The following is a 14,661-nucleotide window of genomic DNA, read 5'->3' on the forward strand; positions in this document are numbered from 1 at the left end:
AGAGACTACATACGTGATAACGGCAAATGCCGCGCATCCTTGCGAAATGATATCGGAATGGGTCGTGGGGAGACGCGAAGCCGGGCGGTGGGCCTACGGTCGCCCGAAAAACTACACGGTGAACGCGGAAATTTCGCCGGTTGGCATCTTCTGCGCAACGCGCCATGTCGGCGCAAAGCCAATACAAATCGTCGCGAAAGGTTGAGTTCATCGCGAGGCGCAGCAGCGCCAAATTGCTATTCTTCATAGACATAGACATAGACCGGCTCTTCAAGCGCACTCCCATGCGTGCCCGCGCGGAAAGGGGGATGTATGACGCGTCCTGCACTATCGCTGCTTTTCCTGTGCATTTCCGTTGCCGGTCTGTCTGCGACGCACCTTGCGTGCGCAGCAGGCGTTCTTCCGGAGGGCGGTCAATACGTTGCCGGGGCCGGCACCATCTCGAGCCATGGCAATGCGCTGCTCGTCACGCAGCCGGGTTCGACGCGCGGCGTGATCGATTGGAACAGCTTCTCTGTCGGAGCCCACAACCGCGTGACGTTCGACAACGGCTCCGGCGCGACCTTGAATAGGGTCACGGGCGGCTCGCCGTCGGCAATCCTCGGCAGACTCAGCGCAACGGGTAGCGTGTATGTCATCAATCCGCAGGGCATAGTCGTGGGCCCCTCGGGCGTCGTGACAACGGGTGGACGTTTCGTCGCGTCTACGCTCGATGTCTGCAACTGTGCTTTCATCAAAGGCGACGCACTCACGCTGTCGGGCGAGTCAAATGCGAGCGTGATTAACCTCGGCAAAATCAGTTCGAGCGGCGCCGATGTCTTCCTGATCGCGCGAGGCGCGGTCGTCAATGCGGGCACGATCAAAGCGCCAGGCGGCACGGCCGAACTGGCCGTGGGCGAACAGGTGCTGTTACAGGACTCGGCCAGCAGCAAACAGGTTTTCGTGCAGACGGGGAGCGTTGGTACGGTCGTCAACAGTGGACGCATCGCAGCCGCGCAGATCAGCCTGCAGGCCGCCGATGGCAACGTGTTTGCGCTCGCCGGCGGTGGCACGCGCATTCGGGCGACGGGCACGGCGAACCGCGACGGACATGTGTGGCTCGTCGCCGACAGCGGCCGTGTCGAGCAGTTGGGCACGATCACCGCCAGCAACGCGGACGGCAGCGGCGGGACAGTCGATACTGGCGCGGCGCAACTGGCGTTCGGCGCAAAGGCAGCCGTTCATGCGGGCGAATGGAATCTTTCGACGCCCGCATTCACGATCGATAATTCCGCTGCTCGCGCATTGCGCCGCAGCCTGAATTCGGGCACTTCTGTCGATGTCACCACGACAGGCGCGATGGGCGCGACGGGCGATCTGGACGTCGCATCGACCCTGCGCTGGTCTGGTCCCGCTTCGCTGACGCTCGCCGCGTACCGAGACGTGTCGGTCGCGAGCGGCGCGACGATTGCGAACAAAGGCGCGGGCAATCTGAGCTTGCGCGCCGACGCAACCGGAAGCGACAACGGCGGCAGCGTCGTGAATCACGGCACGCTCGACTGGTCGAAAAGCACCGGCGCGCTGAGCGCTTTCTATGACATGAACGGCACATACGTTGCCGGTACCCAACTGAGCAACCCGGCGTGGACGCCCCCCGCATTCAGCGGTCTGGTTACGCAGATCACCGCGTACAAGCTGGTGAACTCGCTGACCGATCTGTCGAATGTCGCCAACGACCTCACCGGTAACTACGCGCTCGGCAAGAATATCGATGCGAGCGCGACGAGCAACACCGCCTTCGTTCCAATCGGCAGCGTCGACACACCATTCACGGGGCAGTTCGACGGACAAGGCAATACGATCAGTTCGCTAACGGTCGCGCAGTTGGCGCCTTCCCAGTTCGTACGATTGATGGGTATGTTCGGCGTGATCGGCGCCCAGGGCGTCGTGCGCAACGTCGACATTTCGGGCACGGCGAGCACGACTCCCAACCAGATGGCCAGCGTCTACATGGGCTTGCTGGCCGGCATGAACAACGGCACGGTCCTGCGGGTGAATACGTCCGGCACGGTTCTTAGCGGTGGACCTGGCGCATTCGCTTTGCTCGACTTTTCGATAGCCGGTGGGCTCGTGGGCGCTAACGCCGGCTCGATCCAGCGTTCTTCGAGCAGCGCCGCCGTGACCGCGGGGAATGTGCTCGGTGGTCTGGTGGGCGCGAATAGCGGCCTGATCGACCAGTCGTTCGCCACGGGTCCGGTCGTTTCGCTGAGTTATATCAATGAGGGCGGCGGCGGCCTTGTCGGCGATAACAGCGGCACGATCAACCAGTCTTATGCAACCGGCTCGACAACGCTTCTGGGCTATTGCCGAGGCGCTGCCGGTACGCCATGCGGCGGCGCCGGCCTCGTCGTCATAAACTCGGGAACGATCACCCAGTCATTCGCAACCGGTCTCGTGACTCAGCCGTCCTATCAGCCGATCGGCATCGCGCGGGCCAATACCGGCACGATCGGGAACGATGTGTACTGGGACACCGACACCACGACCGCCACAGTCGGCGTCGTGTACGGCACGCCGATTCCCGCGGCGAACGGGCTGACCACCGCGCAGATGAGCACACCGGCATCATTCGTGGGTTATGACTTCAGTCCGACGGGGGTGTGGGCGATGCCTGCCGGCGCGACGCATCCGGTGCTGCGCTGGCAGCTGGCGCAATGACGCGTGACTAATCAAGCGGAAGTTGGAAAAAAATTCTAGCTTCCGCTGATTAGTTACCCCCTGACAAATGAAGCAAAAGGCGGTCAAATTATCGCGGCCAGCGCACGAGCTGGCCAGTTGAGTCAGGCCCTCCCGCTCAACCCTCGCATCCGCCGGGCGAAATGGGCGCGCTCCGCATCGTCCATCAGCATGAGGAACTGATCCGCTTCCATATGAATCAGTTCTTCGTGATCGCCCGCCTCGAAGTAGACGTCTGGCTGGCCTGCCAGGCTGGATTCCAGGTAGGTTTTCATGCCATACGCCATACAAATTGGCGGCAACGCACCCACATCGCAGTCCTTGAATAATTCGCGCAGTTCGACTTCCGTGGCCAGGGCGAGCCGGCGCCCTGTCTTGTTCCAGAGTTCGGAGAGCTGCACGGCGTAAGTTGACGGCAGCACGGCGGCCACGTAGCCGTGTTCGTCTTCGAGGAGCACGGTCTTGGCGAGGCGGTCGCCCGGAATGTGCGCCGCAGCAGCCGTTTCGATACTCGAGTGGCTGTATGGGTGACGCACGACTTCGTAGCGGGAACCCTTGCTGCGCAGGCAGTCCTGCAAGGTTGGCGACATCGACATGGCACACCTCCTGTCGAATACCTGAAAAGGAATGAACAATTGCCATCTTTTCAGAATAGTTCACGCACCGGCAATACGCACGCCAGCTGAACGATTCCATCGAGCGATCGAATCCACCGGTTGAATCCGCCGTTCCTCGGCTGACGTTGGTCGGCCGGTCCGGCGAACGACACCTTTGGTCCGTGCGAGGCATCGCGCCGCCGCGGACCGAAAAAGTTCGCAAGCTGTTGATCGTTAAGGAACTGCGTTCTACCGTTCTCGCAGGTGCAGCCGATTTACGAGTAGCCTGCATTCGTCAACTTGACAACGCCCATCGTGAACCTCGAACGCAGCCATACCTTCTCCTTTAGCCCCGACGGCGAACATTTCCTGCTCGACGGCCTGCCGTTCCAGATTCGCAGCGGCGAGATGCATCCAGCCCGCATCCCGCGCGAGTACTGGCGACACCGGATTCGCATGGCAAGGGCGATGGGGATGAACTGCATCGCGTTGTACATCATGTGGAATTACCACGAGACGCATAGAGGCGTGTTCGACTTCCGCAGCGGGAATCGCGATATCGAGGCCTTCATCCGCCTATGCCAAGCCGAGCAGATGTGGGTGCTGTTGCGCCCCGGACCTTACGTGTGCGCGGAGTGGGATCTGGGCGGCCTCCCTTCCTGGCTGTTGCGCGATCCGGACATCCAGTTGCGGACCGACTCGGCCACCGATCCTCGCTACATGGCGGCGGTGGCTCGCTATATCGACGAACTGGTTCCGCGTATCAAGCCATTGATGAGCGAGCACGGCGGACCGATCCTGATGATCCAGATCGAGAACGAATTCGGTTCGTATGCGAGCAATCCGGCTTACCTCGAAGAGCTCAGGCAGCTTTGGCTAGCAGGAGGCATAACCGGGCCGTTCTACACCGAAGACGGTCTCCCGCAACTCGAACGCAATCGCACCACGGTAACGGGCGGCGCGATCGCGCTGAGCAACGGCGACGCAGCGCAGATCGCAACCGTGCGCCGCGATTTCCCCTCGGTGCCCGCGATGGCTGGCGAGGTGTACCCAGGGTGGCTCACGCATTGGGGCGAAGCGGGGTTCGCGGGCGTGGACTACGACCTCTCCAGTACCTTGGCCACGTTCATGCAGGCGCGACTGTCGTTCAACCTGTATGTCATTCACGGCGGCACGAGCTTTGGCTTTTTTGCCGGCGCGAACGTGGACGGTTCAGGCAACTATCAGCCCGACATCACGAGCTACGACTACTGCGCGCCGGTCAGCGAGCAAGGCATGGCGACGCCGAAGTACATCAAGTATCGAGACCTGATCGCCAGCTATCTGCCCGAACCCTTGCCAGCCATACCCGAGGTCATCGCCACGCTTGACTGCGCAGGCGCTGAGGCCTTGATGCCAACGCTCTACGCCTCGATCTGGGACAACCTGCCCGCGGCACTGCCACGCGAGCATGGCGTCGAGCCGCAGTCGTTTGAACGCTACGGTCAGGCGTTTGGCTTCGTGCTGTATCGCAAGTCTTTGCCGGAGCACGCGCGCGGTGTGCTGGATATCAGCGCCGTTCACGACTACGCAACGGTTTTCCTTGGTGAACGGTACGCGGGCGGCGTATCGAGAGCGCAACTGCCGCAGAAGTACGCGCAGTCGCTCCACATGATGCATCGCGCGCCGCTTGCCCTGCCTTCGGCGCGGCACAACCACGGGTCGAACCCGGACGGCCAGGTAGCGCTGGAGATACTCGTCGAGGCCATGGGGCGCGTCAACTTCGGACCCGCGATCGTTGACCGTAAAGGTCTGCTCGAGCCGGTCACGATGAAACACGTCGACGGCTCGCTCGCGTTGCTCGAGGAATGGGACATCTACCTGCTGCCGATGGATGAAACGTTTATCGCCAACCTCAACGAAGACTGCACGAACCCACGAAAACCCGGTCTCTTTTATAAGGCGAGCGTGCTGCTGACTGAAGTCGGCGACACCTGGCTCGACATGAGCAACTGGACCAAGGGTATCGTCTGGGTCAATGGCCACAATCTCGGACGCTACTGGAACATCGGCCCGCAAAGGCGCCTGTATTGTCCCGCGCCGTGGCTCGTGCAAGGTAACAACGAGGTGCTGGTCTTCGACCTCCATCAGATCGAGACAAAGCCGATTCAACTGGCCGACAGGTTGTACTAGCGCCTACGCCTCGTCCCCCCTTCACCGCTTCGCGGCGGCAACCGGCAGCAGTTCGAGCGTGAGCACTTCGAACGGCGCCAGTTGCACTGCTTGCGACAGATCAGCGTCCAGTTGAGCAGGAATACCGGAATCCCCCGCACGCCCAAGGCTGCGCGATTCGAATCGTGCCGCCGCGTTATCCGGCAGTTCCAGTTGGCGCCGCAGGTCGAGTGTGAAGCGTTGCGTGCGACTGTGAGGATTGCGCAGCGTCACGATCGCCTTGTGCGGCGCCCACGCTGCCCAACCATAGGCCGCCTGTTCGTCCGGCGCTCCGCCGATCCAATGACTGTCGCGAAGTATGTCGCCGTTTTCGCGCGCCCATTGGGCGGCGCGCGCAAGCACATCCCAGTCGTGCTCGCCCAGCAGCGCCGGCGTAATGTAGAGCTCCTGCAATTGCGTGCCGGTCCCGAAGTACGACCACACTTCGTTGGAGAATGCGTCGCCCGCCGACGCATTGAGGCGTGGATTGCACTGCGCGTAGAGGATGCCGTGCAGCATCAGCGAATTGAGTGGAAAGAGCGGACTGCGCTCCACGACGTTGTGATACGTCTGCGTGTCGCGGTATGTGATCCAGCGCTCGCGGTTCGTGCCGCTGCCCGCCAGGCCATCGCCGCTGCCGCCGCGCCAGATGGAGTCGACGTGGCGCAGCCAGAACGGCGACGGATGCGTACCTGTGGTGAGATTGATGAAGGTTTCGGGTTTGGCCGCGCGGATGTCCTCGATCAGTTGAATCGCCGCGTCCCAATCGCTGTCGAACAGGCTGCCGGGGAACACCCTGTCGGCATTGCCTGTGCCGTCGAACTTGAAATGGTTGACGCCGCCCTTGTCGAGCAAGTCCATCACGACTTCATGAAAGCGCCGGTAATACGTCGGCCCCGATAATGCGAGACCGTTGTCGATGACCTCATAACCAGCGGCACGTCCTCGCGTCACGCGTTCCTGTTTCGGCATACCGTAGCCGCCCCACGGGGAAAGCCATATGCCGGGAGCGGCGCCGAATCGCGCGGCAGCGTCGCGCAGCGGAACGAAGCCATGTGGAAATGCCTTGCTGAAATGCCAGCCGCCGCCAAGGTCGTCCCAGCCATCGTCGAACAGAAGCGAATCGATCTGCACCCCGCGCGCTGTGTGCAACTCGTGGCCGATCGTTGCGATGCGCTCGAGCGCCTGCTCCTGCGTGTACGGCGTGAGGTAGCCGATGTCGCCCCAGCTGTTGTAGTGCAGAAACGGGCGATACGGGCGAGCCCGTTCCCGCTCCAGATAGATGCCGAAGTCGCGCCGAACCTGGCCGTCGCTGGCTACACCTGCTACAGCGGAGTAGACCAGCGTCCTGTTTTTCTCCAGCGGCAACGCGCGATGCAGCATGAAGCTGAGGCTGTCGCCCTTCACCTGACTTGTCGCCAGCGGGTGCTCGAAGCCCAGATAGAAGTTGCCCGCAATGACCGGCGTGCCCTTGCGCTCACTACTGGCCCTGGCGCCCGGAGCGCGCGTCTTCAGCAATGAGACGGCAGCGATCGCTTCGTCCTGAAGAAGCGCCGTAATCGCCAGCTGGACGCGCAGATATCGTGACCCTTCGCGCTGCTCCACGCTCCATTGCACCTTTAGGCGTCCATGTGTATCTACCAGGGAGACGCTCGCGCGTCGCCCTGCGATTCGTTCGCCCAAGCGGGACGCATGCGGGTTGGGTTCGAGCGCCGCGTCGCTCACGGGCGCAACGACCCTCAGCTCGGCCAGGCCCATGGTGGTTCCGTCAGCGAGCGTGAGCGTGAGCGGCGCGACGATGCGTAACGTGCGTTTGCGCTCGCAATCGATCAGTGAGAAACCGGCGAGACGTTCGTCCTCGTTCGTCCAGCGCAATGCAATCGCGTCGTTGCCGAACGAGGAGATATGGCCCGTCGTCTGGAGCACGGGCATGCCAGTTTGCGTAGGCGAAGCATGGTTGGCGCGCATGGAGAAACCTGTCTCGGGCCAGAGGAAGAGATTTTCGCCGCCCCCGCGAATGGCGTCAGATAACGAACTGCGCCGTGGTGGAGGGCGCGAACAGTTCGTCGATAGTCATTATCCGTTCGGAAAGCCCCTGCGTATGGTGGTAGCGCAAGAACGCGTTGAGCACCGCTTCGTTGCCGGGCACACCGTAGCGCTCGCCCGAGGCGGCTCCGGAGCGGCGACTCTCAAATCCGCCAACGCGTACTTACGACCCACTGCCGCCCTTCGGCCCGGTGCGAAACCAACGGCTGCTTGCGTGTACAACGGCCGTTGGTCGATGTTTATCGGGAGACGGCTGGTCAGCCGGCGTCGCAACGTTACTGTCCCGATGAGGGCGAGCCTTAGACAGGATTCGAGGCGGGCCGTCCTTCCAGCACGGCGGCGATATTGTCCAGCGCCGTAAAGCCCATCTGGTCGCGGGTCTCGATCGTTGCGCTGGCCATATGGGGCGTCAGGAACACGTTGTCGAGCTCAGCAAACCGCTTGTCGACGTTGGGCTCGTTCCGGTACACATCCAGAGCCGCGCTGAACAGATGACCCGACGTCAGGGCGTCATAAAGCGCATCTTCGTCCACCAGGCCGCCACGCGCCGCGTTAACAAAAATCGCGCCTGCGGGAAGGAGTCCAAACTCTCTTTTCGTCATGAGCGGGACGCTTCCACCCGGCACGTGCAGCGTGAGGACCTGGCAGTGCGGCAGCATTTCGTCGAGAGCGGCATAGAAGGTCGCGCCATTTTCCAGCGACGGGGCCGCACGGCGCATGTCCGTGTAGATCACGCGCATGCCGAATCCCTGCGCACGCTTAGCGACCGCCCGTCCAATACGCCCAAATCCGACGATGCCGAGCGTCTTGCCATTCACTCGCATACCCAGCATCTCGGTCATGCCGAACGATTTGCCCCATCCGTTGCGCATGATCCGTTCGTATTCTGACGCGCGACGGCACGCAGCCAGCAAGAGCAGCATGGAAAAATCGGCTGTGCACTCGGTCAACGCATCGGGCGCGTTCGTCACGACGATTCCCCTTTCACGGGCCGCCGCTACGTCCATGTGATCGAAGCCCGCGCTCGCGTTCGCAATAATCTTGACCGTCGAAGGCAGCGCGGCAATGTGTTCCGCTTGCAGGCCGGATTTTTTCCCGATGAGTACGGCCGGCACGTCGTGCTTCTTGCAGAAGTCGACGACAGACCACGAGTTCATATCGGACTCGGTCACGAAGGCATGGAATTCGGCCGCAGCGCGATTAGCCACGGCGGTGGGAACCGTTCGCGCAATCAACAGGCTGGTGCGTTTATCTTCCGACATGGTTTTTCCTTTGGTAGGCAGACGTCGAGAGACTACGAAATCGCTGACCGGGCCGTCAATGTTGATTGGATGAATCAACTTCTCGGTGATGACTCGCCCCTATTGTTCGCGGCGCCTGCGCGTTGCGATTTGTTTCCGTTTTGTCCCTCTTCAATCTTGCTTGCGGCCACACGCGCATCAGGAAAACCCTGATGCGATCCCCATCCGCAAGGCCCGCGGATGTTGATTCAATGAATCAAGATTGCTCAACCCCTGATGCGAATGCAACTCTGTTTCCCATGTCCAATTGACTTGACGAGAGGAAAGGAAATGTCTGCATCGAAGAAGTTCGCAGCCGTTACGGGCGCCGGCTCCGGCATCGGCCGAACCGCCGCCGTCGCACTTGCTAACGCAGGATTCGCCGTCGCGCTGATCGGGCGCAGAGCCGAGCCGCTGCTGGAAACAAAGGAAGCAATCGGCAGGGCGGGGGGAGAAGCGGATGTATTCCAGGCCGACGTTGGCGACGCAGCATCGGTCGAGCACGCGTTTTCGGGAATTGCCGAGGCATTCGGTCGGCTCGACGTGCTGTTCAACAACGCGGGGCGCAATGCTGGGGCTGTCCCTCTGGAAGACTACGAAGTCGACTTCTGGAACGACGTCGTGGCCACCAATCTGACCGGCGTTTTCCTCTGCGCTCGCGCCGCTTATCGTTTGATGAAGGCACAGTCCCCGCAAGGCGGACGAATCATCAACAACGGATCGATCTCCGCCCACTCGCCAAGGCCGCACACCATTGCCTATACGGCAACAAAACATGCTGTGACTGGCATCACCAGATCGATCGCGCTGGACGGACGCGCATTCAACATCGCCTGCAGCCAGATCGACATCGGCAACGCCGCCACATCGCTCACTGAACGGATGAACCGCGGCGTACTGCAAGCGGACGGACGCCTGGCACCCGAAGCAAGAATGGATGTGACGCACGTGGCGAATGCAGTCGTGCACATGGCCAGTCTTCCGCTCGAAGCCAATGTTCTCAACATGACCATCATGGCGACCGCCATGCCGTTCGTCGGCCGCGGATAAATCGCCCTTAAGCCAACTAAAAAAACAACAGGCTAATGTTACGGAGACACCGATGAAAATCGCAGAGGAACAAACATTGCCGGTGGGAACCCCGGCTTACGCGGATACCACGAATCGCTCCAGAGTCCGCTACGTCGTGCTCTCGATGTTGCTCATGGCCACCATTCTGAATTACGTAGACCGGTCGGCGCTGGGCATCGTTGCGCCGGGCCTCTCGAAGGGGCTGGCGCTCAACAAGATGCAGATGGGCGAGCTGTTTGCGGCATTTGGTCTTGCCTATTCCATCGCGCTGGTGCCCGGCGGGGTGCTGACCGACATTCTCGGCTCACGCCTCGCCTATGCGCTGTCTCTGGTCGGTTGGTCATTCGCCACGCTGACGCAGGGTTTCGCGACCGGCTATCAGATGCTGCTCGGGTCGCGGTTCGCCATCGGCGCACTGGAAGCGCCGGCCTTCCCTTCAAACGCACGCGCCGTGACCTTGTGGTTTCCCGCCCGGGAACGCGGCTTCGCGACCAGCGTCTATGTAATGGGGCAATACATCGGGACGCCCTTGTTCACCGGATTGTTGCTGTGGATCTTCGCCGCGTACGGTTGGCGGACGGTTTTTTATGTGACCGGTGGCTTCGGCATTCTGTTCAGTCTGCTCTGGTACCGGGTTTACCGCGATCCGCATCAGCACCCGCGCGTGAATGCCACCGAGCTGCAATACATCAATGAAGGTGCCGCGGCGACGCGCAAGCCCCGCGAGAAGTTCGACTGGCGCATGGCGCTCAAGCTGCTCAGCTACCGCCAGGTTCTCGCCATCTGTCTCGGCAAGTTCTGTAACAACACGCTGCTGGTCTTCTTCACCACGTGGTTCATGACCTATCTGATCGAAGCGCGTCACATGTCGATGATCAAGGTTGGGATCTTCCAGGCACTGCCTTTTATCGGTGCCACGGTCGGCATTCTCGCGGCCGGCTCCCTTTCGGACTTTTTTATTCGGCGCGGAGTGGCGCTTTCGACAGCGCGCAAGGCTCCGCTCATCATCGGCACGATGCTCGGCGCGTCTATCGTGCTTGTCAATTTCGTCGAGTCGAACGAGTTGGTGATCGCCATCCTGACGATCGCGTTCTTCGCGCAGGGCGTCGGGTCGATGTCGTGGGCCGCCGTTTCCGAAATCGCGCCTCGACAGTACGTGGGACTGACCAGCAGCATCACGAGCCTCGCAGCCAACATCGCGGCCGTCACCACGCCGCTCATGATCGGCTACATCACCCAGCACACCGGCCACTTCTACTGGGCCCTCAACCTGATGGGCGCGATCTGCCTGCTCGGAACGTTTTCGTATTCCGTGCTGCTGGGCAAGCTTTCCCGCATCGAACTGTGATGCTTTCAACTATACGGTGAAATCGGATGATTGAATTCAAGTGGGATCATCTGCAACTGTGCTCGGCGGACGCCGAAGCCACTGCGGCATGGTTTGCGCGCTGCCTGAACGCCGAGATCGTGCGTCGTCCTGGGCGAGTGGATTTGCGCATCGGCAGCATCAACCTTTTCATCACCTCGCTGGCGAGCGCCCAAGCCGGCCACCCTCGCGGCGAGCGGCAGCAGGGCATAGATCATTTCGGCGTGGTCGTGGACGATATCGACGCGGCGTTCGTGCATCTGTTGCTCTGCGACGCGGAAATCGTCGAACCGATCAAGCAGGTTCGCCCCGGCGTCAGAGCCTGCTTCGTGCGGTCGCCCGGTGACGTTCTCGTTGAGATACTGGAGCGGCGACCCGCCGAGATGACTTTTACCTGAAAAAACGTCAATATTGGCGCTGGATCGGTCGTGCTCGAGTGCAAGGCGCGATCTGCGTCGTCACTCCCCCGTTGCCCCGTTGCGCTGCATCACCTTGCTTGCCATCCCATGCGAAACTGGATCACTCTGACTGAAGCGGCTCGACAACTCGGAGTGCAGGCGCAGACTGTCTATGCGTATGTAAGTCGAGGTACCATCGCCGTCATGCCGGATCCGCTCGACCCACGCAAGAGCCTCTATCGCGCGGAGGACGTCGCCGGTCTGTGCCGAAAAAAGCAGGTGGGACGCAAGCGCGAAGCGCTCGCCGCCGGGACCATATTCGGTGCGGAACCCTGCATTTACAGCAGCATTACCACCTTCTCAAAAGGCCGGCCCTACTACCGGGGGCGGGATAGCATCCGGCTTTCGGACGCGGCGACGCTTGAAGACGTGGCGGCCATTCTCTGGAACGCGCGCGCCCCCGTTTCCTTCGAAAGCGGCGAGTTGCCGCTACAGGGCGATGAGCGCGGCAGGCAATGCGCGTTCACATCGCTGGCAGCGCTCGCGGCCTGTGGACACTCGACCCTCGGACGCACGGACAGCGCACTGCATGTCGAGGCCGGCCGGCTCGTGGCGCTCATCGCACAAGCGTTTGGTGCGCGACGCGGCGCGAACGCACAAATGACGCATGAGCGGCTCGCGCTTGGTTGGGGCCAGGACCGCGATGGCGCCGAACTTATCCGCCGTGCCTTAGTCCTCGTGGCCGACCATGAGATTACGAGTTCCGCGTTCGCCGCCAGGATTACCGCCTCCACCGGCGCGTCGCTGCCCGGATGCCTGCTCACGGGACTCGCGACATTCTCCGGCCCACTGCATGGCGACGCGTCAGGCCGCGTGCGGGCCGTGTTCGACGACGTCGGAAGACTCGGTGCGCAGCACGTGGTTGCCCATCACTTGCAGTCGGCCATTCCAATCCCCGGGTTTGGACATCATCTGTATCCGGACGGCGATCCGAGGGCGGCCGCAGTGCTCGAAGTGCTGAATCCGCCTCAAGAGATCATGTCGTTCATCAACAAGGTGGTTGAGCTGACCGGGCTCAAGCCAAATATCGACGTTGCGCTTGCGGCCCTGACGGCTCAACTGGCGTTGCCGCGCGATGCGTCGTTCGCGTTGTTCGCAACAGCCCGGAGCGTGGGTTTGCTCGCGCACTGCATTGAGCAACTCCGGGTGAGCAAGGTCATACGGCCACGAGGCCGCTATACCGGGCCGGCGCTGGAAGACGCCGCCCCCGAGTCGCCTGCGGAAGGCAGCGAGAATACGCTCGATCCGGCCACGCTCGACAAGAATCGCTTATTCAGGCCGGTTGGGTGCTGAGAGACGCGTCACCTGGATCTTTGCCGAAACAAAAAACCTCGACGCCGATCGGCTCTTGCCGAGAGGGCCGGCTTGTTCCAGTGGACGTAAGCGTTTTGAGCGAAGCGGCGTCGGTAGCTTCGCAGACGTTGCCACCATGCTTATGGCGACGGATGGGGCATGCGACGCCAGACCATGGCCAGGTTGCGGACGGAAGGTCTGGAGTCTGGGCGGGAGCCGACATTCCAAGGGTTGCATCAAAGTGCGTCCGAGCGGTTGAATCCGCCCGTCACAACGCAGTACGTGCGATACTTCTCGGCCATCGCCATGCTATGCCACCAGGATCTCGAATTTTGTTATACATCCGTAAGTATCCGTATTTTTCCGTGTCGCGATGAGTGATTCTCGCGAGCGGGGGAGGTTCTTGGGGCGATTAGGCTATGTCTTGATTGTAGTGCTGCTGCGCGTCTTCGCAGTCCTTCCCTATACGCTCGTCGCAAGGTTCGGCAGCGCGCTTGGGGCAATGTTATATGCACTTCCAAGCTCCCGAAAACATATCGCTCTCGTCAATCTGCGTCTCTGTTTTCCGGGCAAGAACGAGTGCGAGTACGACGACCTTGCCAGAAACCATTTTCGCCACGTCGTTCGAAGCTATCTCGAACGAGGGATTCAATGGTTCGGCAGCGCGCAGAGGATACGAAAGCTGGTCCACATCGAAAGTCGAATCGATCTGGAAGACAGGAATGCTCCACCGACCATCTTTCTGGGCTTCCATTTCGTGAGCATCGAGGTCGGCTGCATACTCTACTCAACGCGCGTGCCCGCCGCCTCACTATATACACGCATGTCGAACGCGCGCCTTTGCAGTCTAGCCAAGCGGCAACGCGGCAGATTTGGCGCCGAGATGATTGAACGTTCGACAAGCGCCAGAAAGATCGTCGGCTTACTTCGTTCAGGCAAACCAGTCATGCTGGCTGCTGACATGGATCACGGCATACACAACTCCGTTTTTGTGCCGTTTTTTGGCGTCCCCGCGTGCACACTCACTTCGGTTTCGCGCCTTGCTCGACTGGCCCATGCGCGGGTTGTACCATTCGTGACTGAAGTATTGCCCGACTACCGCGGGTATAAGCTGACCATCTTCGAGCCGCTCAGCGACTTTCCCTCAGAAAGTGAGACGATCGACGCGCGCCGAATGAATGAATTTCTTGAAACGCAGATCAATCGGTGCCCAGAGCAATATTACTGGGTGCATCGACGCTTCAAGAATCGTCCACCGGGCGTGCCAGGTGTGTACTGAGCACACCGTCCGTAAGGCATGCGACCGTGCCTGGTTGTGTGCTTCCGTGAGGTAACGCAATGAGCTCGACTGACAGGCATAGGGTCCGCTATCTGAGTGGACCGGACGTTTGAGTGTCTGTCCGAATGCGCGAGCGTATGGCCGTTCGTGGCCGGATGGCGACCGTCTCAGTTCGCCCCACTCCGGGCCAAACTCCAGCCGCGAAACGAAACTACTTTCCGCAGCGAGACGACGCGCACATGCTCCCAGATACGAGCGGCCGCGGCCGGGCGCCTGCATCAAATGCGCTCGCCAACACGAGCAGGGCACCGCCGGGAACCCTATCCGCTTACACGCCGGCACCCGTCTCATCGAAGAATGAGGTTTT

General features: G+C 61.2%; 11 protein-coding genes. 7 read left to right on the forward strand and 4 right to left on the reverse strand.

The window, feature by feature from the left end:
• The first annotated feature begins 312 nt into the window (after window positions 1-312).
• Window positions 313-2,697, forward strand: coding sequence for a filamentous hemagglutinin N-terminal domain-containing protein (locus HDG32_RS32690; RefSeq protein WP_184073666.1), 2,385 nt, complete (start codon window positions 313-315; stop codon window positions 2,695-2,697).
• 122 nt (window positions 2,698-2,819) lie between these two features.
• Here the strand turns inward: HDG32_RS32690 and HDG32_RS32695 are convergent, their stop codons facing one another.
• Entirely contained in the window at window positions 2,820-3,311 is a 492-nt protein-coding gene (locus HDG32_RS32695; RefSeq protein WP_184073667.1) for an aminoacyl-tRNA deacylase, read from the reverse strand.
• Window positions 3,312-3,611: 300 nt separating this feature from the next.
• Here HDG32_RS32695 and HDG32_RS32700 point away from each other — a divergent pair, with 300 nt between their 5' ends.
• A complete protein-coding gene (locus tag HDG32_RS32700; protein WP_184073668.1) occupies window positions 3,612-5,483 on the forward strand; it encodes a beta-galactosidase in 1,872 nt (623 codons plus the stop codon).
• 21 nt (window positions 5,484-5,504) lie between these two features.
• Here the strand turns inward: HDG32_RS32700 and HDG32_RS32705 are convergent, their stop codons facing one another.
• The 3 genes from HDG32_RS32705 to HDG32_RS32715 all read right to left on the reverse strand — a co-directional run bounded on the left by HDG32_RS32705 (window position 5,505) and on the right by HDG32_RS32715 (window position 8,809).
• Entirely contained in the window at window positions 5,505-7,469 is a 1,965-nt protein-coding gene (locus HDG32_RS32705; protein WP_184073669.1) for an enterotoxin, read from the reverse strand.
• 55 nt (window positions 7,470-7,524) lie between these two features.
• Window positions 7,525-7,650, reverse strand: a complete 126-nt coding sequence (locus tag HDG32_RS32710) for a hypothetical protein (RefSeq protein WP_260321215.1) — start codon at window positions 7,648-7,650, stop codon at window positions 7,525-7,527.
• Window positions 7,651-7,846: 196 nt separating this feature from the next.
• Complete coding sequence (locus tag HDG32_RS32715) at window positions 7,847-8,809, reverse strand: D-glycerate dehydrogenase (RefSeq protein ID WP_184073670.1); 963 nt, start codon at window positions 8,807-8,809, stop codon at window positions 7,847-7,849.
• 309 nt (window positions 8,810-9,118) lie between these two features.
• Here HDG32_RS32715 and HDG32_RS32720 point away from each other — a divergent pair, with 309 nt between their 5' ends.
• The 5 genes from HDG32_RS32720 to HDG32_RS32740 all read left to right on the forward strand — a co-directional run bounded on the left by HDG32_RS32720 (window position 9,119) and on the right by HDG32_RS32740 (window position 14,294).
• Window positions 9,119-9,877 carry an SDR family oxidoreductase gene (locus tag HDG32_RS32720; RefSeq protein WP_090807441.1) on the forward strand — a complete coding sequence of 253 codons (759 nt, stop codon included), beginning with the start codon at window positions 9,119-9,121 and terminating at the stop codon, window positions 9,875-9,877.
• A 52-nt stretch (window positions 9,878-9,929) separates the two neighbouring features.
• Entirely contained in the window at window positions 9,930-11,246 is a 1,317-nt protein-coding gene (locus HDG32_RS32725) for an MFS transporter (protein ID WP_184073671.1), read from the forward strand.
• Between the two features lie 26 nt (window positions 11,247-11,272).
• The gene (locus HDG32_RS32730) at window positions 11,273-11,662 is read left to right on the forward strand and encodes a VOC family protein (RefSeq protein ID WP_184073672.1); all 390 of its coding nucleotides are present in this window, start codon (window positions 11,273-11,275) and stop codon (window positions 11,660-11,662) included.
• Window positions 11,663-11,770: 108 nt separating this feature from the next.
• Window positions 11,771-13,015: a citrate/2-methylcitrate synthase gene (locus HDG32_RS32735; RefSeq protein WP_184073673.1), complete on the forward strand. Its 1,245-nt coding sequence runs from the start codon at window positions 11,771-11,773 to the stop codon at window positions 13,013-13,015.
• Window positions 13,016-13,388: 373 nt separating this feature from the next.
• Entirely contained in the window at window positions 13,389-14,294 is a 906-nt protein-coding gene (locus HDG32_RS32740) for a lipid A biosynthesis lauroyl acyltransferase (RefSeq protein WP_184073674.1), read from the forward strand.
• Window positions 14,295-14,661 lie beyond the last annotated feature (367 nt).

The sequence above is a fragment of the Paraburkholderia sp. CI2 genome (assembly GCF_014201055.1).
GTDB classification, from domain to species: Bacteria; Pseudomonadota; Gammaproteobacteria; order Burkholderiales; family Burkholderiaceae; genus Paraburkholderia; species Paraburkholderia tuberum.